We start from the raw sequence: 26,241 nt of genomic DNA, 5'->3' as shown, positions 1-26,241 counted from the left end.
TGAGCACAAAGTTTCTTACCAGACTCAGGAGTCCACCATGTCCCAAAATCCATATTATGCGCCACAAGGCGGGCATCCTGCGCAAAGCCAGCTTCTCACGGGGCGTGCCGTGTTCACCACGGCCTATGCGGTGCTCCCGAAAGGGGTCATGCAGGATATTGTTACAAGCTATCTGCCATTTTGGGAAAAAACGCGCTGCTGGATCATCGCCAGGCCGCTATCCGGTTTTGCGGAAACTTTTTCACAATACATAATGGAAGTGGCACCCGGGGGTGGCAGCACGCGTCCTGAAATCGATCCGCAAGCCGAAGGCGTTCTCTTTGTCGTGGAGGGGGAATTGCAGCTTACAATTGCGGGCAAGGAGCACATCCTGCAGCCCGGCGGCTATGCCTTCATTCCACCTTCGACAAATTGGCAGGCGTTGAACATATCCAACGCGCATGTTCGGTTCCATTGGGTGCGCAAAGCCTATGAAGCGGTAGATGGCATTGAAACACCACCGCCGCTTCTCCTGAATGAAAATGACATAGCCCCGACTGTCATGCCCGACACGGGCGGACGATGGGCCACGACGCGCTTCGTCGATCCTTCGGACATGCGTCACGACATGCATGTCACTATCGTCACGTTGCAACCGGGAGCTGTCATTCCCTTTGCCGAGACGCATGTCATGGAACACGGGCTTTACGTCCTCCAAGGCAAGGCGGTTTATCGCCTCAATCAGGATTGGGTGGAGGTCGAGGCTGGCGATTTCATGTGGCTGCGGGCCTTCTGCCCGCAAGCTTGCTACGCGGGTGGTCCGGAGCCGTTTCGCTATCTGCTTTATAAGGACGTCAACAGACATATGAAGCTTGGTGGCTCAAGGCTCTGATTTTCAACAGAGCCTCAAGCATTGTCCTGAAGAGACCTAGTTCCGGTCGGACGTTCCCGGCATACGCGGCAAAATGGGCCTTGTTCCGCCCACACCCTGCCGTTCCTGGATAGATTTTTCGGCATCAGAAGACAGGCTGCGCTCTTTTGTACGCTCCCGGCGATCCGGTCTGCTTGGCTCGGGCCGATCAGGTCGCTCTACGACTGGCGGGCGTGGCCTTGGATTATTATTGTCGTTCCAATCTGGCCGATCAGGTCTGTCGCCTCGGTGAGGGCGATCGCCTCTGTCGTCCCAGTCCCTTCGGGGGCGATCTCTCCAGTCGCGATCGCGCCTGCTTTCACGCCAATATCTGTCACGGCGGTCATAGCGGTCCCTGCCGTAATATCCATTGTCCGGGTAGCTGGAGATATAACCTCCTGATCCGCCATAATAGCCATCGCCGCCATCATCGGCGACGCAGCCGGACAGGACAATGCCGGACAGCCCAATAAGTGTAACGACCGTGAGAGATTTTATGAACATCGCAGTTCCTCCATGCTCATGAACTGGTAGCGCGCAGGAATGTTCCGCGCGGTGCCCCCGAATTCATCTCTATGGCCTTATTCGTTTCAGCTCAAGAACTCCTCGACCTGTATACAGGGTTTGCGACAAATTCATTAATATGTTGAAATGACGCGTCATGGCTGAAATACCGACCATAAAACTCCCCTCCGGATACAATGTCCCGATACTTGGGCAAGGTACTTGGTATATGGGGGATGACGCCCGAAAACGTAGCGCTGAAGCTGATGCGTTGAAGCTCGGGATTGATCTTGGAATGAGCCTGATCGACACGGCAGAAATGTACGCAGGCGGCGGCGCGGAAGAAGTTGTGGCACAGGCCATAAAGGGCCAGCGCGACAAGGTCTTCGTCGTTAGCAAGGTTCTTCCATCCAACGCGTCAAGAAAAGGTACTATCACCGCTTGCGAGCAAAGCTTGCACCGGTTGCAGACGGCGTTCATCGATCTCTACCTTCTGCATTGGCGAGGGGGATATGCGTTAGAGGAGACTGTTGCCGCTTTTGAAACCTTGATGGAATCCGGCAAAATCCGCAGTTGGGGCGTAAGCAATTTTGACGTGGACGATATGGAGGAGCTGGAGGCGATTGCGGGCGGCACCGCCGTTTCGGTAAATCAGATTCTTTTCAATTTGAAACGGCGTGGCCCCGAGGTTGGATTAATGCCGTGGTGCCAATCGCGAAATATTCCGATCATGGCCTATTCACCGATCGAGCAGGGAAGACTGCTGAGCCATCCTGCCCTGACGGGAATAGCGCGCGAGTTGGAGACGACTGCGGCTGTTGTTGCGCTGGCATGGGTCCTGAACCAGGATGGCGTCATCGCCATTCCAAAGTCCAGCAACCCGGACCATATTCGCAGCAACAGAAAAGCCGCGGATATCACGTTAACGCCCGCGCAGCTGGAAACTTTGGATCAAGCGTTCAAACGACCCAATCGAAAACAACCACTGGACATGCTGTAATTGCAAAATCAGTAGAGGGCGTACCCCATGCCCTGAATGATGACGACCCAAGACTTCCTTAGCGTGTAAATGCTTGTGTTCGTCTCAAGTCTCCCGGCTGAGACAGAAGAGCGAGAGTGCGGCACCGAGAAACAGCAGCACCACGGCGACCATGAGCGAGAGATGCATACCTTGTATGAACGCGACTGGTGCGGTGTCCCGCACCAGATAACCGCACGTCGCAACGCCGAGCATGCCGCCCATCTGCCGCGCCGTGTTGAGAACGCCCGATGCAATCCCGGCCCGTGACTGATCGACAGATGAGAGAGTGACGTTGGTAATCGTCGGAACAACCAGTGCGATGCCGCTCGCTGCCATCAACATTGGTGCCACCAACTGCCAGTAAGAGCCTTCGACGCTGATCGGAAGCAGGAGAAGATACCCGGCCGCCGCCAGAACAAGACCGAACACTATCAGCCTGCGCGCGCCGAGGCGGGTGATCAACCGGCTTGCTATAATGTTTGTGACCATCAGAATGACGGTCATTGGCAGGAACGCCATGCCTGTTTCCTGAGCTGAAAGATGCTGCTCCAGCTGGAAAAACAGGCTGAAGACGAAGATCAGGCCGTAATAAGCGAAGTTGATGATGACGCCGGTGACCGCCGCGATTGTGAATGCGGAATTAGAGAATAATGACAGCGGCAGCATCGGTGCGCGGCTTCGAACCTCGATCAGAATGAAGCCGATGGCGGAAAGAACGGTTACGAGCATGGCCACAATAATCCGCGGATGCGTCCAGCCCAATTGCCCCGCATCCGTCAGCGTCGTTGCCAGCGCTACAAGCGCAAGGATAGCCGCCGCCTGCCCAGGCAGATCAAGTGAGCGGTGGTCATTTCTGGGACTTGGCTTCGAGTAGCCGAGGGTCAAGGCCAGACCAATCAGTCCGATCGGAATATTGATCAGGAAAATGCCGCGCCAGCCAACTTGCGTTACCAGAAAGCCACCGACCACGGGTCCGGCCGCCAGTGCGATGCCTCCCGCTGCCCCCCACCAGCCGACAGCCCGGCTGCGCTCTTCCTTGCCCGGGAATGCCTGGCTGAGCAGCGCCAACGAATTTGGAACCAACAACGCCGCGCCGATGCCTTGTGCAAGCCGTGCTGCAACAAGTGCCGTTAACGTTTGCGCTACGCCGCAGCCAAGGGAGGCGAGGGTGAAAAGAATGAGACCCGCTATGAACACAGCCCGCGCGCCGTAGCGGTCGCCCAAAGCACCCGCCATGAGCAGCAGCGCCGCAAAGATGAGTGTGTAGGCGTTTACCACCCACTGGAGCCCAGCCACGTTGGTGGAGAAGCTCATGCGCAAAGCATCGAGTGCGACATTGACGACGCTGACGTCAAGAAGCACGATTACGAAGCCAAGCGAAGCGGCGATGAGCGTAATACGCGGATAAACGGGGTGAAAAGCGGACATGGAGACAATCCTGCAATGATAATTTGTCTCCAAATTACGGCAATGACTTCTGTGCGGTAATTCGGTATATGTGCCAGTGAATCTTGAGAAATCGCACAGATGGCCGATTGGGAAAATCTTCGTCATTTCATCGCTGTGGCGCGCAGTGGCACCCTGTCCGGTGCGGCGCGCGCCTTGAAGGTGGACCACGCGACAGTCAGTCGCCGACTTACGGCGCTTGAAGCGGAACTGGACGTAGCGCTGGTTGAGAGACTGCCGCGATTCTGCCGCTTGACTGCTATCGGCCAACAGGTGTTCGATCAATCCGTCGCGATGGAAAATGCGGCGGATGGAATTGCCCGGATTGCTCAGGCAGCGCATAGGCCGCTCGTCGGCAAGGTCACACTTAGCGCTCCGCCCGTGCTGACGATGCATCTTCTGACGCAGCATCTCGCGCACTTCCGATCACTCTATCCGGATATCCGTCTTTCTCTCGCTGCTCAGGCGCAGCAAGTGTCGCTCAGCCGCCGGGAGGCGGATGTGGCTCTCCGCCTGGTACGGCCCGATGAGACCGGAAGCATCGCGCGAAAACTTGGGGTCATGGCATTCGGTCTTTACGCCAGCCGCGATTATGTGCATCGTGACGTGCCCGATCGATGGCAGTTCATCGCTTTTGACGAAAGCTTTGGGGATATGCCGCAGCAAAAATGGCTACTCGGCATTGCTGGTGCACGGCCGGTTGCATGCGAATTGAACGATATTGGCGGGCATCTTATCGCTGCGCGCACGGGCGCCGGCGTTGCCGGACTGCCTTGCTTTTTGGGCGATGCAGACCCGGACCTCGTGCGTATCGCAGAGGACGTTCCGCCCTTCTGTCGGGACATTTGGCTTCTTGTCCATCGGGACTTACGCAAGGCACCGTCCGTTCGGGCCGTGATGGATTTCGTTGTCGCACTCATCACCCAGCATGGCGGCTTTTCTGTGTGAGAAAGCGCGTTGGCGCGTTGGACCACAATCCACAGCTCAGGATGCCTTATTGGTTAATTTGCGTTAACTATAAAGTTGTTGACGCGACTCGGATATTTTAGCACCCTAGTTACGGTTTTGAGGGGTTTGCGGCAAATTAAACGTTACCAAGCTCATGCGGTGTTAGTGCTGGCTTACAACGTTATATCTCTATCTGGCGTTACCCCTTTGGTTTTTATGTCGAATCGGCGCATGTTCTGTTTGCGCCGGGAATGACCGAACGGACGTACAGGATATTACCTTGACTATGATGCATGCAGCACAGGCAAATCAACCCGACCCATCCTTGGTGGGCGATGCTTCTTTGCCTGTTGTTCTGCCAGCCGACAGGGCAATCGCCGCCGATGCGGAAATGCTTTCCGCGCAGCTTCAAGCAATGCGCAACCGGCTCTTTCCGCCGACAGCCATGAAGACATTGCGCAAGTTCACCAGCGGCGAGGCGGCAAAGCTCATCGGCGTATCGGATGGGTATCTGCGCCAGCTTTCAATTGCAGGTGAGGGGCCGCAACCGGAGACGGGCAGCGGCGGCCGCAGGCTCTATACGCTTGCCGAGATCAATGCATTGCGCCGCCATCTGTCCGAAGCCGGGGGCGCCAAGGCAAAAACCTATCTGCCGCATCGCGATCCTGCCGCCAATGAGCACATGCAGGTCATTGCCGTTACCAATTTCAAGGGCGGTTCCGGCAAGACCACGACCAGTGCCCATCTGGCGCAGCATCTGGCAATGTCCGGTTTCCGTGTGCTTGCCGTCGATCTTGATCCGCAGGCATCAATGTCTGCATTGTTCGGTTATCAACCGGAGCTGGATCTGACCGGCAATGATACGCTTTACGGAGCAATCCGCTATGATGGCGAGCGCCGTCCGCTGCGCGATATTATTTGCAAGACCTATTTTGATGGGCTTGATCTCATTCCGGGCAATCTGGAATTGCAGGAATTTGAACACACCACGCCGCAAATGCTTGCCGACCGCCAACACGGCGCTGCGCAAACTGTCGAGCAGCAATTGTTCTTTGCCCGTGTTCAGGCAGCGCTTGATACAGTGTCAGACGATTATGACGTTGTGGTCATAGACTGTCCGCCGCAACTTGGTTTTCTGACGCTATCGGCGCTTTGCGCTGCAACGTCAGTGCTTGTTACCGTTCATCCGCAAATGCTGGATGTCGCCTCCATGAGCCAGTTTCTGTTCATGACAGCGGATTTGCTTGCGGTCGTGCGAGAGGCTGGCGGCGAGCTTAATTTCGATTTCATGCGCTATCTGATTACGCGCTTTGAGCCAAATGATGCGCCGCAGCAGCAGATTGCCGGTTTCCTGCGTTCGCTGTTCGGGGACCGCGTGCTCACCTCATCGGTGGTCAAGTCCACTGCGTTTTCCGATGCAGGTCTTACCAAGCAGACGCTCTACGAAGTATCCCGCGACAGCTTCACCCGCGCAACCTATGACCGCGCAATTGAATCGCTGACTTCCGTCAACTCCGAAATCCAGGGCTTGATCTACAAGGCCTGGAAGAGGCCGGTATGAGGGCGCGATGATGACAGGCAATAATCGCAGGGATCAGCTCAAGGCATTGTTCGGAACGGTGGAAAACATTCCCGTACCCGAACAGAAACCCGTTGAGCCTGTAGCGCAGCCGCTGATCGGCAATGAGGCGCTCAAGTCTCGCGCTGCATCAGGCGCGGTTAAGGCTATGGGGCTTTCGCTCGGCGGCATGTCCCGTGAAATTGAAGATGCGCGCCGCTTGAAGGAAAGTCTCGAAGGCGTCGAGCGCGTGGTCGAACTTGATCCTGCGCTGGTCGAAACCTCTTTTGTCGAAGACCGGCTCAGCCATGCGGCAGGGCTCGATGAAGATTTCGAAAATCTCGTTGAAAGCATCCGCCAGAATGGCCAGCAGGTGCCGGTTCTTGTGCGACCGCATCCGGAAAAGCCGGGGCATTATCAGACCGCCTATGGGCATCGCCGCCTGCGTGCTGCCCAGCGCATTGGCAAGCCGGTCCATGCCATTGTGCGCGAACTCAGCGATGTCCAGCTGGTATTGGCTCAGGGCAAGGAAAATACCGAGCGCCGCGATCTTTCCTTTATCGAGCGTGCCTTCTTTGCGCGAAATCTTGTTGAGCGCGGCTTTGAGCGCGGGCTTGTTCAAGACGCCCTGTCGATCGACAAGGCTGAAATGACCCGCTTTCTGCAGGTTGCGGCCGCAGTGCCTTATCCGATCGTGCGGGCAATTGGCCCGGCCCCGAAGATTGGCCGTCCACGCTGGGTCAGGTTTGCAGAATTGCTCAAATCCAGTGAAGCACAGGCTGCTGCGCTGAACGAAATTACGCTCGAGCCTTTTGGAATCTCAGACAGCAATACACGGTTCAATCGTATTTTCGAGCGGTTGCTCAAGCGTGTTGAGCCGGTCGTGCTGGCTCCGCACAATGCTGCGCCGAGCGTGGACAAAATAAACACGGGTGCCAAGAAAATTGCACTTTTGGATTCAAGTGGAGGCAGGCAGGTCCTGATCTTCGCCGACCATATACCGCAAGGGTTTGCGGCATTTGTATCGGAAGAGCTTGAGGCATTGCTCGCCCGTTACAACAGCCGGACGAATGACAAATAACGTGGGACTTATCCACGGGGTCAAAAAGCCGGATAGTGTGTGTAAGTGTTAGTACAAGCCGGTTCGTCAGGAGCCGTATAAAGGGACTGAAAGAGAAGGAAGCAACGGCAAGAAAAAAGGCCCCCAGAACGTCACCGCCCCGGAAGCCCTCTTCAATGTAGCAATTTTAGAGAATCACTTCCACCCTGACTTGTCAAGAGTCGGACGCGTTCCGGCATACCTTTTCATTGCCTCAAATTGAGGTGAAGAAACATGACCGATCGTTTTGCAACGTCGCCATTTGGCGGACGATCGCTGTCGCACGCCATTTTTGCAGTGCAGGAAAAGACAGCGCGAGCGAGAGAAAAACTGAACGAAACCGGCGGAAGTCAGCCGGAAAAATGGGCGCTTTTACGCTCATTAACCGAGGCGCGCGCAGCGTTTTTCCTTTCAGACCGTACGATTGCCGTTCTGGAAGCGCTGCTCAGTTTCTATCCGGAAACCATGCTTGATGGCGCAGCACCATTGATCGTCTTTCCGTCCAATGCAGAGCTGTCGCTACGCACACGCGGCATGTCTTCCGCGACAATTCGCCGGCATCTGGCGGCATTGGTCGAGACGGGACTGATTATCCGCCGCGATAGCCCAAACGGCAAACGTTATGCCCGGCGTGGCGAAACCGGCGAGATTGAGCACGCGTTCGGCTTCGATCTGTCACCTTTGGCGCTGCGTGCCGACGAAATCGAAGCCCATGCGGTTCAGGCACGCGATCTGGCGCGGGCGATCCACCGCGTTCGTAGCGAGATCACCATTCATCTGCGAGATATCTCCAAAACGATCCATGCGGGTCTTGGCGAGGAGCGGGCAGGTGACTGGATGGGATATGCGGATGAGCTTGCAGCTTTGTCCGGACGGGTAAGCAGGCATTTGCCGCTCGAGACACTCCAGACACGCTGTGACAGCCTGGCAAAGCTCCGCACGAAGGTCGAAAATGCCTATCTGGATACATTATCAGACAAAGAAATGAGCGGCACTGACTCTTCTTTTGAGCGCCATATTCAGAATTCAAATATAGACCCCAATTTTGAAAGGGCCCAAGAAAAGGGCCAGAGGCAAAACGGTGAGCCCGTACCGGTAGACAATATGCCTGGACGAACAGTCGCAATGACGAAGATGCGGCAAAGGCTTGATAGCGCCCGTCGAACTGTAAAAGCCACCGGACCCGTGGATGATTGGCCGAAGCTGGAAACAAAATCGATCCCCATGCCGCTGGATGCTGTGCTGTCCGCCTGTCCGCAAATTCGCGATTATGCCCGAAACGGCATTGAGGACTGGCGCGATCTGATGCAAACGGCAGGATTGGTCCGCTCGATGCTTGGCGTTTCGCCCGATGCCTGGGAAAGGGCGCGTGACGCCATGGGTGATATCAATGCTTCCATCACGATTGCTGCCATTTTGGAGCGTGTGGGTGAAATCCGCTCCCCCGGCGGTTATTTGAGAGCTTTGACCGACCGGGCCGAGATCGGGCAGTATTCGGTCATTCCGGTGATCAAAGCATTGAATGGCGAGGGACGAGCTTGAAAAAAAGCCGGGTCACAGTGATCCTATCTGGAATTGCTATCGTCGGGGCGCGGATGCGCCCCGCCAACTTAACCGGTCAGCCGGCAATCCGGCAGTCAAAAAGCACCGGTCGTCTCACTGAAAGCATTTCTCCAATTGCGCGGTCAAGATTGTCAGGCTCGTCGCATCGGATACCGACGGCACCGAAAGCTTCCGCCAGCTTTACGAAATCCGGCAGGGCGTTCGAGTAGGAACCGTGCTTTTGCGATTTTCCGCCTAAGCTCAAGTTCGGGTTGTTCAAAATGAAAACCTTTATCGGTGCATCATACTGGATTGCCGTGGAAAGCTCCTTCATCGTCGCTTGGACAGATGACTCATCTGCAATATCAATGACGAGACTTTCAGGATGGGCGATTTGCATGCCTATTGCAGCCGGCAAGCCATACCCCGCCGTGCCGAACCCGCTTGATACTAGGGGCGAATTGAAGTGTTCAGCGAACTGATAGTGCTTCGTATCGGTAGCAATATAGGGCGCATGATCGCGGGTCAGCATGTAAAGCCGTTTGAGCGCGTAGTGCAGCCCGGTGTTTTCTTCGCGCTCGCGTTGCAAAGGAGTGTTTGCCTTTATCTGCCGGTCGTCTTCGGCAAGTTGCGGATTATCATCGACATGCGGGTCGGCAGAAGGAGCCACATAATAAGTGCTTTGGAGAAGCATATCCTTTGGCATGTCGATGAGAACCGGACCGGGTCGGCCTGAGCGGGCCAGATGAAATGCCTTATGAATTGTGGCGGCGAGTTCCTTCACATCTTTGACCAGCCAGCTATGTTTGGTGCAAGGCCGTGTAATCCCAACAGTGTCGCATTCCTGAAAAGCGTCAGATCCGATCAGGTCGGTTGCCACTTGTCCTGTCAGACAGATGATTGGCACGGAGTCGGCCATGGCATTTTGTAGTGATGTCACCGCATTTGTCGCGCCGGGGCCGGACGTTACCAGCATGACACCGACTTTACCGGTGGAACGGGCATATCCTTCGGCGGCGTGGCCCGCGCCCTGTTCGTGGCGAACCAATATGTGCTTTATCTCGTTCTGTTGGAATATCTCGTCATAGATCGGTAGCACCGCGGCGCCCGGATAACCGAAAATGTGCTCAACGCCATTGTCGTGCAACGCCTGCAGGACAATTTCTGCTCCGGTCATTTCAGGACGTGCGGCTTCGTTAGTATACATGCCTTTCATGGCAGTTCCTTTGTGCAATGATTGAAGTGGATGGTTGTGACGGAGCAGGGCGGAACTAAATTCCGGGCATAAAAAAAGCTCCGTCAGGAGCTTGTTTGCCGCGCATGGGTGCTAATGCCGGATGGTCAAACCATCCTGCCCATGCGCGATCCCACCACCAGAATAACCATTGCAGCTTTCATAACCCGATTCAGTAACTGGAATTATTTGCGTGGTCAATACAATACACAGCGCAAGAAAAAGGGCGCCGAAGCGCCCCAATTCCTCAATCCGTTGAATGTTCCGATCAACGCGATGTGAGATCGTCCGGCAGTTCGCGGTGCTGGTATTTGCGGAATACTTCGCGCAGCGTGCCATTGTCGAAATTGGTTTTCACCCAGGTGTTGAGCCAATCCTGCAATGGCTTTTCGCCCTTGGGCAAAGCTATGCCGAGATTGGTTTCAGCCTGCGTGAACTTTACTTCCAGCGGTTCCTTGCCTGCGCGCTTGGCATTGATGCCGCCCAGAACTGCCGACTGGCTGGAAATGATGTCGAGCTGCCCAGTGACTGCAGCGGTAATGAGTGTTGCATCATCTTCGAAGCGGACGATTTGTGCGCCCGGCGCATTCTTGGTGATGTCCATGTCATTGGTCGTTGCGCGGGTCACGCCAATCCTCTTGCCCGCAAGGTCGGCATAGCTCTTGATTTCAATTTCCTTGGGCGCAATGACTATAATACTGAGCGTCGCGTAAGGCACGGTGTAATCGACGGCCTTTTTACGCTCTTCTGTGATGCCAAGTGCGGAAACCAGAATGTCCGCCTTGCCGGTCTGGATCGTAGGAACGCGTGCGGCATTGGTAATTTCGATCAGGTCAAGATCGACGCCGAGATCCTTGGCGATGAGCTTGGCGGTTTCGACGTCCGAGCCGGTCGGCTTCAAATTCTCGTCGACATAGGAATATTGCGGAATTCCCATGGCAACAGCAATGCGCACCTTGCCGGCTTTCTTGATGTTTTCAAGTGAATCCGCATGAGCGGCTGACGCCAGCATGAGCAGGGCCGCACTCGCGGCAATGCCGAATTTCGTAAGCAATCTCATTATTCTCTCTCCCTTTTGTGATTATGAGGTTGGTTCTGTCACAGGTCGTTGGCCAGAAAATCCTTCAATTCCTGGGTTTGCGGATGAACGAGCATTTCGCCGGTGCCGGTTTCCCAGACCCGCCCGGTATTCATGTAAATGACGCGGTTTGCGACCTTGCGGGCAAATGCCATTTCATGGGTGACGACGATCATGGTCATGCCGCCTTTGGCGAGATCTTCCATGACGCGCAAAACTTCGCCGGTCAGCTGCGGATCAAGCGCTGACGTTACCTCGTCGAAAAGCATGACCTTTGGCTGCATGGCGAGCGAACGGGCAATCGCCACACGCTGCTGCTGGCCCCCCGACAATTGTTCGGGATAGGCATCGATCTTCTGCAACAGGCCAACCTTTGAGAGCACGGCCTTGGCGGTTTCCATTGCTTCGCTGCGGCCAATGCTTTTCACGCGCCGCAGCGCCAGCATGATGTTTTCGGCAACATTCATATGTGGAAACAGATTGTAGCTTTGGAAAACCATGCCGACATCCTGCCGCAGCGCGCGGATATCGAGACTGGGTGAATGCACCTGATGACCGCAAACCTCGATTGTTCCACCCTGAATGGTTTCGAGCCTGTTTATGCAACGCAAGGCCGTGCTCTTGCCCGAACCCGATTGTCCAATCAAAGCCACGACTTCACCGGCTTCGATCTCGAAGGAAACGCCCTTGAGTACCTCGACAGTGCCGAAGCGTTTGATGACTTCGTTGAGCTTAACGACGGCCGACATTTAATTTCCTCTCAAGCGAACGGCTCCAGACCGAAAGCGGGTAGCAGACGCAAAAATAAAAGGCGGCAGCGATACCGAAGACGAGAAACGGCTGGAAAAGCGAATTGTTGATGACTTGCGCTGCGCGGGTCAGCTCGACGAAGCCGACAACCGAGGCAAGCGATGTGTTCTTGATAAGTTGCACCATGAAACCAACGGTGGGCGGTGTCGCTATGCGCAGCGCCTGCGGCAGGATCACGTCTTTCAGGGTCTGCCAGCGGGTGAGGGCAAGACATTCAGCCGCCTCAAACTGCGTGCGGGGCACGGATTCAACGCAACCGCGCCAGATTTCGCCGAGATAAGCGCTGGAATAGATCATCATGCCGAGACTGGCAGCCACGAGCGGCGGAACCTCGATGCCGATAACGCCAAGGCCAAAATAAATGACGAACATCAGGATCAGCAGCGGCATGCCCTGGATGAACTGGACATAGAGTAGTGAAACCCGCCGCAGCCAGCGCATGGTTGACGTGCGCGCCAGCATGACGAAGAACCCGGCAACGCCGCCGAGAAGGAAGGCAAGCGCGGAAAGTATGACAGTCCAAAGCAGGCCGTTGAGCAGATAAACGAGATGATTTGTGGTGAAACCGCCAGTCATGTTCTCATCCTCACAAGGGTGTGCCGAGACGGCGGCGGCGCGGGAAAATTCCAAGCGCGATGAGATGGAAGCCAGCCCGCAAAAGATAAGTGATTGCGAGATAGAGCAGGGCGATGACGATGTAGGTTTCGAATGAACGGAAGGTGTAGGACTGGATATTATTGGCGACGCCGGTCAATTCCTCCGCCGAAATCTGCGAGGTGATCGATGTGGAAAGCATCATCAAAATGAACTGGCTGGTCAGCGCCGGATAGACCCGCTCGATCGCTGGCATGAGGATAATGTCGCGGTAGATCTGGAAACGTGAAAGCCCAAGCGCCTCTGCCGCTTCGATCTGGCTTGGATGCACAGCTTCCATGCCTGCGCGAACGATTTCAGCCGTATACGCCCCCACATTAATGACCATTGCAAATACGGCGGCAAAAAAGACCGGCATGGTTATGCCAATGGAAGAAAGGCCGAAGAAAATGAAGAATATCTGCACGATAAAGGGCGTATTGCGAACGACCTCGATATAGATGCCGACAATGAGGCGAAGCCAGGCATAGGCGCTGCGCCGGGCGACCGCGCAAAGCACGCCTATGACCAATCCGATCGCCACCGCAACGACAGTCATTTGGACTGTTGTGAGCGCTCCGGCAAGGAAGTCCTTCCAATAGGGCAGGAGAGCAGCGAAATCGAATTGGTAATTCATGGCTTACCTATCGTAAGCGAAGGCTTACGCTTTTTAGAGTTTGTCATCGAGCCAGCCAACCGCCATCGACAGGCAGAACTGTTCCATGCACATAGTCAGAGGCCTTGGAGGCGAGGAAGACCGCGGCGCCGCCTATGTCGGAAGGCTCGCCCCAACGGGCGGCTGGAATACGCGCCAGAATTTGCGCACTGCGGTCCTGATCTTCGCGCAAGGCGGTTGTGTTATTGGTCACGAAATAGCCGGGAGCGATGGCGTTTACGTTTACGCCCTTGGCGGCCCATTCGCAGGCAAGCAGCCGGGTAATGCCGGCAAGTCCGCTTTTCGATGCCGTATAGGATGGAATCCGAATGCCGCCTTGAAACGACAAAAGCGAAGCAATGTTGATAATCTTGCCTTGCCCTTTGCCGATCATGTGCCGTCCGGCGGCTTGCGACAGGAAGAATGCCGATTTGAGATTGGTGTCAATCACCGCATCCCAATCCTCTTCGGTGAAATCCACGGCGTCATTGCGCCGGATAATGCCCGCATTATTGACGAGGATATCCAGACGTTCGAAGGATTGAAGCGTTTCGTCGATGATCCTGCCAACAGGTTCAATCGTCCCGAGATCGGCCTTGATCTCGATGAATTGCCTGCCTGCCGCTTCTATCAAATGACGCGTGTCATCCATGGACGAACGTCCGACGGCAGCGATGGAAGCGCCTGCCTGTGCGAGGGCCAGGGCGATACCCTGGCCGATGCCGGTATTGGCTCCCGTAACAATCGCTACCTTGCCCTGAAGATCGAAAAGATTGTTCATCGCAGCACACTCATCGGTACGTGGTCCATGTCGGTAAAGCTCTTATTGTCGCCGCCCATTGCCCAGATGAAGGCATAATTGGCCGTGCCCACGCCGGAATGGATCGACCAGCCGGGGGAAAGGATCGCCTGCTCATTTGCCACGATCATGTGGCGCGTCTGGGTCGGCTCACCCATCATGTGAAAAATGCGGGTGTCGGTGGCAAGGTCGAAATAAAGATAAGCCTCCGAGCGGCGGTCATGCGTATGGCAGGGCATTGTGTTCCACATATTGCCGGGTTCGAGCTGTGTCATGCCCATGACAAGCTGGCAGCTCTCGCAAATATCCGGGTGGATATACTGGTAAAGCGTACGCTTATTGGCGGTCAGCTGATCGCCCAGTATCAGCTTGTTGGCTTGTTCAGGCTTGATAAGCACATTTGGATGCGAAGCGTGAGCAGGCGTTGAAAGTAGATAGAACTTAGCCGGATTTGCCGCATCCACGCTCTCGAAGATCACATTGACGACGCCTTTGCCGACATAGAGACAGTCGCGGGCGGCAAGTTCGTGCACAGTGCCGTCAAGCGACACGCGGCCAGCGCCGCCAATGTTGAATATGCCAAGTTCGCGTTGCGCAAGAAAGAATTCCTGACCCACGGGAGTGGGCGCTGTCAGCGGCAGAGGCTTGGAGAGGGGCACCGCCCCGCCAATGATCAACCGGTCAATATGACTATAGGTGAGGGTAATCTCATCGGCCTCGAACATGTTTTCCATCAGGAAATGACGACGCAGTTCGTCCGTGTCAAAATTGCGTACCGCATCCGGATGGCAAACCTGTCTCACTTCGATCTTCATTTCAGAACCTTTGCATGTCGGTGTTTTGCCGCTTTAAAAGCAGTCAGTCAGTCATCATCGATGAAAAATGCCGGGTCGACATTCGTCGTGTCTTTCACCTCGTTCAGCATCTGCCCGAGGTGAAAGCCCATGGCCTCTGTTGCGTGCGCTATATCGTGGCGGCGGATGCCATCGAGAATTGCTTCATGCTCGACAATGACGCGGGTAAGACGCCCGCTGAGCGGCAGTGTCAGCCGCCGATAGCGGTCGATCTGCATCTTTACCTGCTGGATCACGTTCCATATGCCGGGAAATCCGGCAATTGAATTGATCGACAGATGAAAATCCGTATCAGCGCTGTGAAAGCGTTCATTGTCGCCAGATGCTTCGGCGGCCACGAGATCGGCAATGCTTCGCTCCAGCCGGGCAATATCGGCAGGTCCCGCCTGTTCGGCAGCCAGCTTCACGGTCGTCTCTTCAAGGGATTTGCGGATGAGGATTGCTTCATAGAGCGCGCGTCGCGGAATGCGCGAAACGAAAGTTCCCGATTGTGGAAAAATATCGATCAGCCCGTCATCGGCAAGTCGCAAAACCGCTTGGTGAACAGGCGTGCGGCTCACGCCAAACTGCGCGGCAATTTCCTTCTCAAGAATGGGCTCCATCGGTCTGCGGCGCAGCGAAATAATGTCGTCAAGCAGTTGCTTGTAAATATGGGTTGCAGCCCTGGGGGTGGCTGCCCGCTGCTGAGCATAGTCCGTGCTGGATGTCGCGAGCGGGTGGGCCCGGTCACGCTTGCGCTCCGATGATGCGACGGGGTTATCGGTCACTGAAAGCCGCAATCGCCCGCAAGGCGGGTCGTTAACAGGGGAAACCGGAACTTTTGATACTGCAAGAAAACCTCCTCCCAAAGGATTTGAAATATAAATATTCTAATATTTTAGTTTTGGCAAGCGCTTGCTTTCTGCTGGAGCGGGCCGGAGGATCACTGCGGGGAAAGCTGTTGCAATTATGCGTTGCACAGTTTACGCATATACACCGAAGCGAGATTGTATCCGGTTGTATTGCCGATGAAGTACAACCTCTCGTCGAGACTGAATTCTGATTTTATAGTAGCGTGCACGATATTTCGATAAGAACGGGCTGTTCTTTGACGACTGATTAAAAGCTTTGTGAAATTATGTGCCGTTAGGCGCGTCACCAGGTAATATTTACGATATAAAAATTGCCCGTAAACCATTTCATTTTGGGTATTGTGCGTTTTTTGGAAAGTTTCACGAATATTATGGAAACGGATTCAGGCAAATCACTGGACACATCCCGTCAACGCATTTTTGGCGTCCCCGTGGTCGCAGTTATTGGCCTTCCGCTTTTGGCCCTGCTAATTGTGCTGTTTTTGGGTTTTAGCCTGATCTTGCAGACGCAACGTACCGATCTGACAAAGACTTATGCTGACAGGACGGCGGAGTTTCTGGCCAGAGATATCGCCAATCAACTCGGCCATCTTGTTACGCCGCTTGAGGAATATGCCGATGCTTTTGCATCGCGGGTAAAAGCTGCTGGATGCAGCAATGCTGAATGCGTTTTTTCTTTTATCGAGGCGGATAGGGCCACTCCAGAGCGGGTTCCTATCCAGGTGTCGGTTCTCCGTTTCGGTGCAAGCAATGGTCATCTGTTAAGCGTTTTCAAGATCAAGGAGACCGACCGGGATTTTAAGGGGCAGGGCAAGACGCAATCGGACAACCCATCGCGTCTTCTTGTGACAAGGCCGGACAGGCCCATACAAGAACGTGACTTCAATCTGTTTGAGCGAGGCTGGTATCGCGGCGGTATTGTCGGCAGGACACCGACCTGGAGTGCTCCCTATGTGGTGAATAATACCAGTGATCTGTGCGCTTCCACGCAAGGCAGCGTATGGACCATGACCCGGGTTCTGCCGATTTTTGGTCCGGATCGGAAGCCTTTAGGTGTCCTTGCACTCGACATGTGCGTCAATCGCATCAGCGCATTCCTGAGCAGCGCGACAGGCAATACTGTCCAGGAAATTAGCGTTTTCACGCCTTCCGGAGAGGAGCTATCGGTTTCGGGCGGTCAATTCACGATCGGGCGGGACACAAGCAAAATCTCCGCCGACCTGGGAAACGCCGTATCTCTGGATAAGTTTGATCTTAAAGGCTGGCGCGTCGTCGTTACACTTGGTGACGAATTATCGGCGAAGGCGGATTGGGACTGGTATTATACGGCCGTCTGCTTGATCGGGCTTGCAATAAGCATTGCGCTGACTGCCTGGGCCGCGAGCTTTGTCGTCAATCCATTGATGCGGCTTTCAAGGGCTGTGACAGATGTCGGCAATCTCAATCTGGACACGCCCATCTCCGTTCCCACCAATATTAGAGAAGTCGGCCTGCTGGCCTCGGTGATTGAAAGAATGCGTCTTGTTCTCCAACGCAATCAGACGCGCCTCGAATTTCTGGCCTATCATGATCCGGCCAGTGGTTTTCTCAATCAGGCCGGTTTGGTCAAAGAGTATGATTTGCTGGTTGGCAAGGAAGGCCAGATTGATCTGATCCTCATAAAAATATGCAATTACCATCAGATCGCCAGCATTTTTGGCGATGAGGTTCTGGCACGAATGATCAGTAGCAAGATCGACAAGCTTCAAGCCACGCTTGCAGGGGGCGTCGTGGGCTGCCTCAACAATAATCTGATAGCCTATATCTATCCCAGCGACGAGGGGGTGGATATTCCTCTCATGCGCAAGATGCTTGCGGAAATGCGGTTGCCTTATGAAAATGAGGGGATACGTATTTCACCGGTTATTGCCTGCTCCGTCGCCCAGAAACAGGGGCAAATAGAGCCATTCGGCTCTTTGCTGCGTCGCGCCAATGGTGCCATGTATCACGCGGAAGACACCAAGAGCGAAGATGCTGTCTGGCACAATTCCGCTCTCATTCAGGATCTGCGGGCAGCTTTGGATTTTGGCGGTGATATTACGCGGGCCATCGGGCGCGGCGAATTTTCAGTGAGATATCGCCCTGTCGTGGATTTGCGGACAGGCCGGATTTGCGAAGCGCATACAAGTGTTATCTGGCATCATCCGGAATTCGGAGACATCAAATCGCATAAGTTCATTCCAATCTTTGAACAAAATGGCTCCATTCTTCATCTCGGCCTTTTTATCATGTCACGAGCATTTGAATTCCTGCACAATTTCAAAAAATACTACCCCGACAATAAATTACTGATCGGGATCAAGCTTTCTTTCCCCCAGCTCATGGACCCGCTGTTCATTGAACGCATCAGGGAGCTGCAGGCCGAATGGGGCGTCAATGCTTCGGAAGTAAATTTCATTATTTCGCAGAATATTGCGATGCTTGACGATCAGCAGATCTTCCGTGTCATGCGCAGGCTGCGGGATATCGGTTTCCGGCTGATAGTCGACCAGTTTGCCATGTCTCATTCTACGGTAAATGGAGCCATGGCGCTCCAATATGATGGAATGATGATTGGGTCGGAGGCCTATCGGAACATTGACCAGCCAGGCCCCGAGCGGGTCATTCTGTCAGCAGTATGCGAACTGGCAGGAAAACTGGATATGGAAAGAATAGCCGTTGGAATTGATACGCATGCCATCATCGAGCCATTGGTAAAATGCGGCTGCAATTTTGGCCGGGGTCCATGGTTTGGCCATTCGGGCTCGGAACAGGAGTTTCTGTCGCGCTATGACGAGAACGCCGCCATGTTCTCCAATGAGCCCGCTCACTGAGCAGATGACGTCTGCACCGACTTTGTGCGTGGTTCGATGAGGCTCACCATGGGGAAGGTGAGATGATTGGCAGGGCGCAATATTCTAAACGATGAAGATTATCTGTGCAGTTTACCAACTTTCCTCATGGTGGGCCCCGTCGAACCACGCACTATATAGTTGCAAGTTAAATTGCCGAGCTAGGCGATGGGCCAAATGCAGTAAGCCTACCCACCCCCTAATCAACACGCCCGCGAGCGGCCACCGGGGCGATCTCAGTGACCGTATCGCCCGAAATAAGCACGACACTATCGAAGAGATTGGACACGACACAGGCATGATTGGGGATGATGCGGATGCGCTCGCCTACCTTGGGCTTGTGCTGACATGCAGACAGGTCGATTGTGCCATGCTCTTCGCTAAGCGAGGAAATGACCGCATCTGGATATTCCACCACCCTGCCAAATCCGCTTAAACCCAATGTATCGCTTGTCAGCGACTTCGAGCCCGCGTCGATGATGGCGCGATTTTCGGTCGGGCGGCTTACGACAGTTGCAAGCACGGTGAGAGCGCAATCATCAAGGGTGCCGGCACCTTTGGCGACCTGAAAGAGATCCATATAGATATAAGTGCCAGGACGGTGTTCCGTTGCGCTCGCCACTTCATGGGCCCGCCACATATCGGGGGTTCCGCCATTGGAAATGGTGTGCGGGTCCAGCCCGGCTGCGATCGCCAGTTTTTCCGCCTCTGCGAGAAATGCCTGCGTGGTTTCGATACCGCCAGTTTTCGGGTATGTCATGAAGCCGGCAAAGTTAAGCCCTTCCGACGCGTCGATCAGCTTGGCAAGCGCGACCGCTTCCTGCGGGGATTGAACGCCGCAGCGGCCCATGCCCGTATCGCATTCGACCAGAACGGTCAGTGGCTTCTTGCGCCCGGCAAAAGCCTCGGCATAACCGCGTATGGCCGTTTCATTATCTGCGGTTACGCTGATCGTGATGCGCTCATTAAGCTTGGCAAGACGCTCAAGCTTTGCCTTGCCGATAATATTGTAGGGGATGAAAATATCGCTCATTCCCGCATCGGCCATCACTTCAGCCTCGCCGATTTTTTGGCAAGTAATCCCGATAGCGCCAAGCTCTATGGCTCGTTTGGCAAAACGCGGCAATTTATGTGTCTTGATATGCGGACGCACGGTCAAGGCATGATTGTCGGCATAGGTCTGGAATTTTTGCAGATTTGCCTCTGCGCGGTCCGTGTCGATGAGAACAGCGGGTGTATCAATATCGGTCAGCTTCAATCTCAATCTCCGAGCGGCAGTGTGGTCGCGTTATTGGCGTGCATGGCTTGCAGGTTCTTGATGCGGCGCATCCGCTCGACGGCAGGGGCACCGATTTTTTCGGCAACGGTCATTGCCAGCATATCGGTAAGCGCGAGCAGGGCATAGCGGGCGGGGGAGGGCCGGTAAACATTGGTGCCTTCGTCAATGTGAAAAGGCATGACAAGTTCTGCGGCCGCCGCAAGCTTTGTGCCCGGCGCCGTGAAGGCAATTGTTTTGGCGCCATAGCGCCGCGCGATCATGACGGCCTCGATCAAGGGCTTGATTTCCCCTGAAAGCGAATAGGCAATGATTACGGTATCCTTGTTGCTGGTTGCCGCTGTCATCTGCTGCATTTCGCCATCAATATGCGATGAGGCGGCAATGCCCAGGCGGAACAGGCGATTTTCCATTTCGGTAGCTGCCATTGAGGACGACCCGCCGGAGCCATAGGCGCGAACCATTCCCGCTTGCGCAATGAGCGAGGCCGCAAGTTCAAGATCGTCTCTGTTGATCAGATTGCACACGGTTTCGACAGCATCGACGGCGCTGCGCGCGATGACCGACGTCACACTGCCGTTTTCATCCTGCGCGGGTCCTGGCGCGATAAACCGCCCGGCAATGGCAAGCGATTGCGCCAGCCTTACCTTGAAATCCCGCGTGCCCTCAAAACCGAGCATACGGCAGAAACGCGTGATTGTCGGCTCGCTCACCCCAGCCTTTTCGGCCAGCTTGTTGATAGGCGCATGAGTGGCGAAATCCGCATCGGACAGGATCGCAGCTGCGACCTGGCTGTCGGAATGTTTGCCTGTATCGGCAACCTCCCTCAGCCTTGCAACGATGTCGAAATGCGGTGGTGCCATCTGTTGCTTTATCCATCTCGTTTGCAATAACGATGTGCGTGGTTTGACAAGCTCACCATGAGGGAGGAATTTCGTGGCAAAACAAAAGCCAGTAACCTCACAGCTTTATGCAAGCAACCCACCTTCCTTATGGTTGGCTATCCTGAGCTTGTCGAAGGGCGAACCAAGCACATGTCAAATTCTGTTTCCGGTTTTAGCGTCAAAGACATGCACCTTTGCCGGGTCAACCGTCAATGATAATTGAGTGCCGGGCTCCGGCGCCAAACGATCACGGAACACGCAGCGCACGGCAACACCGGAAATCGTGCCGAACAAATGGGTCTCGGAACCTGTCGGCTCAATCACCTCGACGTGATAGGCAAATCCATTGCCATCGGGTGCGAGGCGATAGTGTTCGGGGCGTATGCCGATCTCGACCGGCTGGCCCGAAGCGGCAGTGGTATCGCCGACCGGAATGATGGTGCCATTGTCGGTGCGAACCTTTGGCGCGCCATCGCCGCGCTCCAATGTTCCAGGAATGAAGGTCATGGCGGGCGAGCCAAGGAAACCCGCAACGAATTTGTTGACCGGCTTGTCGTAAAGCTCAAGTGGCGAGCCCGCTTGCTCAATACGCCCGGCATTCATGACGACGATCCGGTCCGCCATGGTCATGGCTTCGATCTGGTCATGGGTAACATAGACCATTGTGGTCTTTAACTGCTGGTGAAGCGCCTTCAGCTCTGTGCGCATCTGCACGCGCAGCTTGGCATCAAGATTGGAAAGCGGCTCGTCAAATAAGAACAGGTCCGGCTCGCGCACGATTGTACGCCCCATTGCAACCCGCTGGCGCTGCCCGCCGGAAAGTTGGCGCGGCACGCGGTCCAGATAGTCATGCAGATTGAGCGTTTCCGCAGCCTTGCCGACCTTAGCGTCAATGGCTGCAGCCGACTCGCGCCGGATTTTCGGACCAAAGCCGATATTCTTGCGCACACTCATATGCGGAAACAAAGCATAGCTCTGAAACACCATTGAAATATTGCGCTGCTGCGGCGGCAGACCATTGGACAGGCGGTCACCGATCCATAACTCACCGGAAGAAATATCCTCCAATCCGGCAATCATGCGCAGGAGCGTGGATTTCCCGCAGCCGGAAGGTCCGATCAGCACCAGAAATTCGCCGTCCCGCACTTCGAGGTCGATCCCATGCAGTATATTCATTGCGCCATAGGATTTGGCGAGTTGCTTGATCTGTAGTCCGGCCATGTCACTTGTCTCCGGCGAGCACGTCATTGATGAAATGGAGATTGCCTGCTGTCAGGCCAGCATCAACAGTCAGCGTTGCACCGGTAATTCCCGATGCGGAGGCGCAACTAAGGAAGAAGGCTGCTTGCGCCACTTCGCCAGGTGTCACAAGACGTCCGAGCGGATAATGCGGCAGAACCTTTGCCAGAAGCTCCGGCTGTTTTTCCAGACGATGATCCCATGCCGGGGTGCGCACGGAACCCGGACATACGGCATTGGACCTTATACCAAACCGGCCGCGCTCAACTGCAAGCGCCTTCATATAGGCGATCATGCCAGCCTTAGCGGCCGAATAGGCGGGATTGCCGAAATGGCTGAGCGCATTGACCGATGAGATGAATACGATGCTGCCGCCGCCTTTTGCGGCCATGGCCTCGGCAATCGGGTCCGTGACATGAAATGCGCCATTTAGATTAGTCGCAATTTCGCGCTCCCAAACATCGCCATCGACCTGATCGAGAATCTCACCGCGGGAAAAGCCGGCATTATTGATCAATACGTCCGGTGTGCCGTGATCGGCAATAAAGTTTCGAATTGCGCTGCCGGTCTGCGCCTTGTCATTGATGTTGAAGACAAGCCCATTTGCCAGCGGCAGACCGGTCAATAAGCTCTCATCTTGATCGGCGCCTGAAACAATGGCCCCTGCCGCATTGAACGTGTCGATCAATGCTTGCCCGATGCCGCCACCCGCGCCGGTTATAAACACCTGTTTGCCATACAAACCAAGGGCTCTGTGCAATGTCTCTGAAGTCATATCGTGACCTTGTTTTGAAATGTTCCCCTAGCTTATTAATGACGGCATATGAAAAAAAGCAACATAAAACTGTCATAACCCCTCAATTTTTGACTTGCATGAAAATAAATTACATAGAATGATGGTGAAAGTTTCAAAATTACGCCGATGGGAGAATGCGGCGTGTAACAAAGGGGAACATCATGATGATCAGAAAACTAAGCCTACTTGCGGGGATTGGCCTTCTCGCCCTTTCAAGTGGCGCATTTGCCGACACCGTCCGCGTCACCATTGCTGAATACAGCAAGGGCACAGGCCCCTATTTCGAAGAAGCGGCCAAAGCCTTCGAAGCGGCCAATCCAGATACGAAAATCCAGATCGAAGTTGTGCCTTGGGACAGCCTCCAGCAGAAACTGACGACCGATATTTCGGCCGGTGCCAATGCCGACCTTTCCATTATCGGCACGCGCTGGCTGCTGGATTATGTCAAGGAAGGCATTATCGCCCCGCTTGACGGCAATATTACGCCGGATTTCAAGGCGCGCTTCATCGATACATTCCTCACGCCATCGGTCATGGACGGTAAGGTTTATGGCCTGCCGATCGCAGCTTCAGCGCGCGCCATGTATTATAATAAGGATATCTTCGCCAAGGCTGGCATTGATACCCCGCCAGCAACCTGGGCAGACTTCAAGACGAGCGCCGAAAAGATCAAGGCGCTTGGCACCGAGACCTATGGTTTCGGCTTGCAGGGCAAGGAAATCGAGACGGATGTCTATTTCTATTATGGGCTCTGGGCCAATGGCGGCGAGATCGTCAAGGATGGGAAGTCCGGTCTTGATTCAAAAGCAGCCATTGATACGGCGACACTTTACAAGAGCTTTATCGATGGCGGTTTGACCCAACCGGGCGTTACCTCCTATAGCCGCGAAGACGTGCAGAATCTGTTCAAGCAGGGTAAGGTCGCAACCGTCATCACCGCGCCATTCCTTTCCGGTCAGATCAAGAACGAAGCGCCAAATCTCAATTATGGCGTGGCACCCATTCCCGCCGGTCCTGATGGCGGCAAGGGCACCTATGGCGTGACGGATTCCATCGTCCTGTTCGAAAATTCAAAGAACAAGGAAGCAGCATGGAAATTCCTCGACTTCCTGTTCACAACGGAACAGCGCACAAAATTCGACAAGATCGAGGGCTTCCTTCCCGTCAATGCCGAAGAAGCCAAAGACCCGTATTTTGCCGATAATGCCGACCTGAAAGTGTTCACGAGCCTTCTTCCGAATGCGCGTTTTGCTCCGGTCATTCCGGGCTGGGAAGACATTGCCCAGACAACGTCCAACGCCATCCAGAAGATTTATCTGGGGCAGGGCGAGATCGAGCCAACGCTGAAAGAAGCCGCTGCCAAGATCAATGAGACGTTGAAGTAACATACCCCTCCCGGCTGCTTGGCAGCCACCCTCCCCACAAGGGCGAGGGCATGGTGCCACATCCGGCTATCTGGCTCTAAAGTCGGGTCAAGCGCTAGCCCAACCCTCCCCTTGTGGGGAGGGACGGACCCCAGGTCCGGGGAGGGGTCTTTTACAAACCAAAGGTAATTCCATCGATGCAACGGGCTTCAGTCCCCTATTTTCTCATCTTGCCGAGCTTTCTACTGGCGGCTGCCATCATCCTTTGGCCGCTAAAGGAGATCGTCTCGCTATCGCTGCATGATGTGAACCGCTTTGGCATGTTGAAGGATTTCATCGGGCTAGAGCACTATCGCAGCCTGTTTGCCAATCCGGATTTCATTGCCGCGACATGGCGCACCCTGTTCTGGACCGCTGCCGTTGTCATTGGCACGCTGATTGTTTCCGTTCCCATCGCGCTTATCCTCAATGAGGATTTTTATGGCCGCGGCATTGCGCGCATTCTCATCATGCTGCCTTGGGCCATATCCTTGACCATGACTGCAATTGTCTGGCGCTGGGCGTTGAATGGCGAAAGCGGCATGCTTAACTCGGCGCTGCGTGATCTCGGGATCATCAACACCAATATTCAGTGGCTGGCGGAAGCCTCGACCGCTTTTCCCATGCAGATACTCATCGGCATTCTGGTCTCGGTGCCCTTTACGGTCACAATCTTCCTTGGCGGCCTTTCTTCCGTGCCGGAAGATCTCTATGAGGCGGCGGCGACTGAGGGTGCGGGACGCTGGGACCAGTTTCGCCTGATCACGCTGCCTCTGCTCAAGCCCTTCATCAATATCGCCTTCGTGCTGAACACGATCTATGTGTTCAATTCCTTCCCCATCATCTGGGCGACGACGCAGGGCGGTCCGGCCAATTCCACCGATATTCTGGTCACCTATCTTTATAAAACCGCCTTCCGCATGGGCAGGCTGGGCGAAGCCGCCGCCGTTTCGCTGATCATGTTCGCCATTCTCATTATTTTCACTATTCTTTATGTGCGCCTCGCCATGCGGGAGGAAAAGCAATGAGCAAGAAACTGAAACGCTCCATCCTGTTCTGGCTTTTCCTGTCGCCCATTGTCGTGGTGATCCTGTTTCCCTATGCGGTGATGGCCATAAGCTCACTGAAATCCGCAACGGAAGTGCTCAATCCGACCTGGTGGCCGGACGAGTTGCATTGGCAAAATTTCCCGGAAATGTGGCGCACCTCCGGCATTGCATCGGCACTGGCCAATTCGCTTTACGTGTCCGGCCTGTCCACCGCCCTGACGATCCTTGTCTCCATTCCTGCCGCCTATGCGCTCAGCCGCTATCAATTTGCCGGGCGCAATGCCTTCCGCCAGTTTTTGCTCATCTCGCAAATGCTCTCGCCCATTGTTCTGGTCATCGGGCTTTTCCGCCTTGTTGCCGGGGCGGGTATGATCGATAGCCTCAATGTGCTCGTCATCATCTATACGGCCTTCAACATCGCCTTTTGCGTGTGGATGCTGCAAAGCTATTTCTCCACCATCCCGCGCGATCTGGAAGAGGCCGCGTGGATGGAAGGCGCAAGCCGCACGCGCACGCTCTTCACCGTGTTTTTGCCGCTGGCGGTTCCTGCCATGGTGGTTACGGCGATTTTCACCTTCATCAATGCATGGAATGAGTTTGTCATTGCGCTGACCATGCTGCGCACCGAAGGCAGCTATACTTTGCCGATCCGCGTCTTTTCGCTGGTTGCGGGGCGCTATACGGTCGATTGGCACTATGTTATGGCCGCCGCTTTCGTCGCGTCAGTGCCGGTCGCCATACTTTTCGCCTGGCTGCAACGCTATCTGGTGCGCGGACTTTCCATCGGCGCAGTGAAATAATTC

Annotated in this window: 23 protein-coding genes and 1 pseudogene; 10 read left to right on the top strand and 14 right to left on the bottom strand. The window is 54.8% G+C overall.

The features are described 5' to 3' along the window. The first annotated feature begins 37 nt into the window (after positions 1 to 37). The gene (locus V9K95_RS13495) at positions 38 to 871 is read left to right on the top strand and encodes a bifunctional allantoicase/(S)-ureidoglycine aminohydrolase (RefSeq protein WP_115053439.1); all 834 of its coding nucleotides are present in this window, start codon (positions 38 to 40) and stop codon (positions 869 to 871) included. Between the two features lie 36 nt (positions 872 to 907). Here V9K95_RS13495 and V9K95_RS13490 read toward each other — a convergent pair whose 3' ends face one another. Further along, positions 908 to 1,393 (bottom strand): hypothetical protein, encoded by a 486-nt coding sequence (locus tag V9K95_RS13490; protein WP_307275391.1) that lies wholly within the window; start codon positions 1,391 to 1,393, stop codon positions 908 to 910. Positions 1,394 to 1,550: 157 nt separating this feature from the next. Here V9K95_RS13490 and V9K95_RS13485 point away from each other — a divergent pair, with 157 nt between their 5' ends. Next, on the top strand, positions 1,551 to 2,393 hold the full coding sequence (locus V9K95_RS13485) for an aldo/keto reductase (RefSeq protein WP_336442195.1): 843 nt from the start codon (positions 1,551 to 1,553) through the stop codon (positions 2,391 to 2,393). An 84-nt stretch (positions 2,394 to 2,477) separates the two neighbouring features. Here V9K95_RS13485 and V9K95_RS13480 read toward each other — a convergent pair whose 3' ends face one another. Then, complete coding sequence (locus V9K95_RS13480) at positions 2,478 to 3,842, bottom strand: MFS transporter (RefSeq protein WP_336442196.1); 1,365 nt, start codon at positions 3,840 to 3,842, stop codon at positions 2,478 to 2,480. 99 nt (positions 3,843 to 3,941) lie between these two features. Here V9K95_RS13480 and V9K95_RS13475 point away from each other — a divergent pair, with 99 nt between their 5' ends. The 4 genes from V9K95_RS13475 (at position 3,942) to repC (ending at position 9,007) form a co-directional block, all read left to right on the top strand. Continuing rightward, complete coding sequence (locus V9K95_RS13475) at positions 3,942 to 4,808, top strand: LysR family transcriptional regulator (protein ID WP_307275382.1); 867 nt, start codon at positions 3,942 to 3,944, stop codon at positions 4,806 to 4,808. A gap of 280 nt (positions 4,809 to 5,088) precedes the next feature. Next, a complete protein-coding gene (gene repA / locus V9K95_RS13470; protein WP_370878657.1) occupies positions 5,089 to 6,369 on the top strand; it encodes a plasmid partitioning protein RepA in 1,281 nt (426 codons plus the stop codon). Between the two features lie 7 nt (positions 6,370 to 6,376). After that, positions 6,377 to 7,447 carry a plasmid partitioning protein RepB gene (repB, locus tag V9K95_RS13465; protein ID WP_336442197.1) on the top strand — a complete coding sequence of 357 codons (1,071 nt, stop codon included), beginning with the start codon at positions 6,377 to 6,379 and terminating at the stop codon, positions 7,445 to 7,447. 252 nt (positions 7,448 to 7,699) lie between these two features. Further along, entirely contained in the window at positions 7,700 to 9,007 is a 1,308-nt protein-coding gene (gene repC, locus V9K95_RS13460; RefSeq protein ID WP_336442198.1) for a plasmid replication protein RepC, read from the top strand. Positions 9,008 to 9,089: 82 nt separating this feature from the next. Here the strand turns inward: repC and V9K95_RS13455 are convergent. The 8 genes and pseudogenes from V9K95_RS13455 to V9K95_RS13420 form a co-directional block, all read right to left on the bottom strand. After that, positions 9,090 to 10,214, bottom strand: a pseudogene (locus V9K95_RS13455) (thiamine pyrophosphate-binding protein); the annotation flags it as partial. 295 nt (positions 10,215 to 10,509) lie between these two features. After that, complete coding sequence (locus V9K95_RS13450; protein WP_115053648.1) at positions 10,510 to 11,301, bottom strand: transporter substrate-binding domain-containing protein; 792 nt, start codon at positions 11,299 to 11,301, stop codon at positions 10,510 to 10,512. A 38-nt stretch (positions 11,302 to 11,339) separates the two neighbouring features. Then, positions 11,340 to 12,068 (bottom strand): amino acid ABC transporter ATP-binding protein, encoded by a 729-nt coding sequence (locus tag V9K95_RS13445; RefSeq protein ID WP_115053649.1) that lies wholly within the window; start codon positions 12,066 to 12,068, stop codon positions 11,340 to 11,342. Further along, entirely contained in the window at positions 12,052 to 12,705 is a 654-nt protein-coding gene (locus tag V9K95_RS13440; protein ID WP_115053650.1) for an amino acid ABC transporter permease, read from the bottom strand. Before V9K95_RS13440 ends, V9K95_RS13445 begins: the two co-directional genes overlap by 17 nt. A gap of 10 nt (positions 12,706 to 12,715) precedes the next feature. Further along, entirely contained in the window at positions 12,716 to 13,399 is a 684-nt protein-coding gene (locus V9K95_RS13435) for an amino acid ABC transporter permease (protein ID WP_115053651.1), read from the bottom strand. 43 nt (positions 13,400 to 13,442) lie between these two features. After that, positions 13,443 to 14,198, bottom strand: coding sequence for a 2-dehydro-3-deoxy-D-gluconate 5-dehydrogenase KduD (gene kduD, locus V9K95_RS13430; protein ID WP_115053652.1), 756 nt, complete (start codon positions 14,196 to 14,198; stop codon positions 13,443 to 13,445). Continuing rightward, entirely contained in the window at positions 14,195 to 15,031 is an 837-nt protein-coding gene (kduI, locus tag V9K95_RS13425) for a 5-dehydro-4-deoxy-D-glucuronate isomerase (protein WP_115053653.1), read from the bottom strand. The genes kduD and kduI overlap by 4 nt, the downstream gene beginning before the upstream one ends. Before the next feature lie 47 nt (positions 15,032 to 15,078). Beyond that, positions 15,079 to 15,837 (bottom strand): GntR family transcriptional regulator, encoded by a 759-nt coding sequence (locus V9K95_RS13420; RefSeq protein WP_115053654.1) that lies wholly within the window; start codon positions 15,835 to 15,837, stop codon positions 15,079 to 15,081. A gap of 455 nt (positions 15,838 to 16,292) precedes the next feature. Here V9K95_RS13420 and V9K95_RS13415 point away from each other — a divergent pair, with 455 nt between their 5' ends. After that, entirely contained in the window at positions 16,293 to 18,773 is a 2,481-nt protein-coding gene (locus V9K95_RS13415; RefSeq protein ID WP_336441929.1) for an EAL domain-containing protein, read from the top strand. A gap of 217 nt (positions 18,774 to 18,990) precedes the next feature. On the opposite strand, the gene V9K95_RS13410 is transcribed toward V9K95_RS13415, so the two are convergent. The 4 genes from V9K95_RS13410 to V9K95_RS13395 all read right to left on the bottom strand — a co-directional run bounded on the left by V9K95_RS13410 (position 18,991) and on the right by V9K95_RS13395 (position 22,965). Next, the gene (locus tag V9K95_RS13410; protein WP_336441930.1) at positions 18,991 to 20,049 is read right to left on the bottom strand and encodes a D-TA family PLP-dependent enzyme; all 1,059 of its coding nucleotides are present in this window, start codon (positions 20,047 to 20,049) and stop codon (positions 18,991 to 18,993) included. Positions 20,050 to 20,051: 2 nt separating this feature from the next. Beyond that, complete coding sequence (locus V9K95_RS13405) at positions 20,052 to 20,930, bottom strand: MurR/RpiR family transcriptional regulator (protein ID WP_115053657.1); 879 nt, start codon at positions 20,928 to 20,930, stop codon at positions 20,052 to 20,054. 174 nt (positions 20,931 to 21,104) lie between these two features. Beyond that, on the bottom strand, positions 21,105 to 22,172 hold the full coding sequence (locus V9K95_RS13400) for an ABC transporter ATP-binding protein (RefSeq protein WP_115053658.1): 1,068 nt from the start codon (positions 22,170 to 22,172) through the stop codon (positions 21,105 to 21,107). A gap of 1 nt (position 22,173) precedes the next feature. Then, positions 22,174 to 22,965: an SDR family oxidoreductase gene (locus V9K95_RS13395; RefSeq protein WP_115053659.1), complete on the bottom strand. Its 792-nt coding sequence runs from the start codon at positions 22,963 to 22,965 to the stop codon at positions 22,174 to 22,176. 182 nt (positions 22,966 to 23,147) lie between these two features. Between V9K95_RS13395 and V9K95_RS13390 the strand changes: the two genes are divergently transcribed. The 3 genes from V9K95_RS13390 (at position 23,148) to V9K95_RS13380 (ending at position 26,238) form a co-directional block, all read left to right on the top strand. Continuing rightward, on the top strand, positions 23,148 to 24,371 hold the full coding sequence (locus V9K95_RS13390; protein ID WP_307275353.1) for an ABC transporter substrate-binding protein: 1,224 nt from the start codon (positions 23,148 to 23,150) through the stop codon (positions 24,369 to 24,371). A 176-nt stretch (positions 24,372 to 24,547) separates the two neighbouring features. Beyond that, positions 24,548 to 25,417, top strand: coding sequence for a carbohydrate ABC transporter permease (locus V9K95_RS13385; protein WP_307275351.1), 870 nt, complete (start codon positions 24,548 to 24,550; stop codon positions 25,415 to 25,417). Further along, positions 25,414 to 26,238, top strand: coding sequence for a carbohydrate ABC transporter permease (locus V9K95_RS13380; RefSeq protein ID WP_115053662.1), 825 nt, complete (start codon positions 25,414 to 25,416; stop codon positions 26,236 to 26,238). The genes V9K95_RS13385 and V9K95_RS13380 overlap by 4 nt, the downstream gene beginning before the upstream one ends. Positions 26,239 to 26,241 lie beyond the last annotated feature (3 nt).

It is taken from the genome of Phyllobacterium sp. CCNWLW183 (assembly GCF_037203775.1).
GTDB lineage: Bacteria > Pseudomonadota > Alphaproteobacteria > Rhizobiales > Rhizobiaceae > Phyllobacterium > Phyllobacterium ifriqiyense.
This window is presented reverse-complemented; position numbering and strand designations above follow the sequence as displayed.

What these genes read in the sequence shown, in the direction of transcription:
- kduD (WP_115053652.1), bottom strand. Translation starts at nt 14,198, where the DNA reads ATGAACAATCTTTTCGATCTTCAGGGCAAGGTAGCGATTGTTACGGGA.
- V9K95_RS13445 (WP_115053649.1), bottom strand. Translation starts at nt 12,068, where the DNA reads ATGTCGGCCGTCGTTAAGCTCAACGAAGTCATCAAACGCTTCGGCACT.
- V9K95_RS13385 (WP_307275351.1), top strand. Translation starts at nt 24,548, where the DNA reads ATGCAACGGGCTTCAGTCCCCTATTTTCTCATCTTGCCGAGCTTTCTA.
- V9K95_RS13440 (WP_115053650.1), bottom strand. Translation starts at nt 12,705, where the DNA reads ATGACTGGCGGTTTCACCACAAATCATCTCGTTTATCTGCTCAACGGC.
- V9K95_RS13395 (WP_115053659.1), bottom strand. Translation starts at nt 22,965, where the DNA reads ATGACTTCAGAGACATTGCACAGAGCCCTTGGTTTGTATGGCAAACAG.
- V9K95_RS13490 (WP_307275391.1), bottom strand. Translation starts at nt 1,393, where the DNA reads ATGTTCATAAAATCTCTCACGGTCGTTACACTTATTGGGCTGTCCGGC.
- V9K95_RS13435 (WP_115053651.1), bottom strand. Translation starts at nt 13,399, where the DNA reads ATGAATTACCAATTCGATTTCGCTGCTCTCCTGCCCTATTGGAAGGAC.
- V9K95_RS13475 (WP_307275382.1), top strand. Translation starts at nt 3,942, where the DNA reads ATGGCCGATTGGGAAAATCTTCGTCATTTCATCGCTGTGGCGCGCAGT.
- V9K95_RS13415 (WP_336441929.1), top strand. Translation starts at nt 16,293, where the DNA reads ATGGAAACGGATTCAGGCAAATCACTGGACACATCCCGTCAACGCATT.
- V9K95_RS13380 (WP_115053662.1), top strand. Translation starts at nt 25,414, where the DNA reads ATGAGCAAGAAACTGAAACGCTCCATCCTGTTCTGGCTTTTCCTGTCG.
- V9K95_RS13495 (WP_115053439.1), top strand. Translation starts at nt 38, where the DNA reads ATGTCCCAAAATCCATATTATGCGCCACAAGGCGGGCATCCTGCGCAA.
- V9K95_RS13485 (WP_336442195.1), top strand. Translation starts at nt 1,551, where the DNA reads ATGGCTGAAATACCGACCATAAAACTCCCCTCCGGATACAATGTCCCG.
- V9K95_RS13480 (WP_336442196.1), bottom strand. Translation starts at nt 3,842, where the DNA reads ATGTCCGCTTTTCACCCCGTTTATCCGCGTATTACGCTCATCGCCGCT.
- V9K95_RS13390 (WP_307275353.1), top strand. Translation starts at nt 23,148, where the DNA reads ATGATGATCAGAAAACTAAGCCTACTTGCGGGGATTGGCCTTCTCGCC.
- V9K95_RS13405 (WP_115053657.1), bottom strand. Translation starts at nt 20,930, where the DNA reads ATGGCACCACCGCATTTCGACATCGTTGCAAGGCTGAGGGAGGTTGCC.
- repB (WP_336442197.1), top strand. Translation starts at nt 6,377, where the DNA reads ATGATGACAGGCAATAATCGCAGGGATCAGCTCAAGGCATTGTTCGGA.
- V9K95_RS13450 (WP_115053648.1), bottom strand. Translation starts at nt 11,301, where the DNA reads ATGAGATTGCTTACGAAATTCGGCATTGCCGCGAGTGCGGCCCTGCTC.
- kduI (WP_115053653.1), bottom strand. Translation starts at nt 15,031, where the DNA reads ATGAAGATCGAAGTGAGACAGGTTTGCCATCCGGATGCGGTACGCAAT.
- repC (WP_336442198.1), top strand. Translation starts at nt 7,700, where the DNA reads ATGACCGATCGTTTTGCAACGTCGCCATTTGGCGGACGATCGCTGTCG.
- V9K95_RS13400 (WP_115053658.1), bottom strand. Translation starts at nt 22,172, where the DNA reads ATGGCCGGACTACAGATCAAGCAACTCGCCAAATCCTATGGCGCAATG.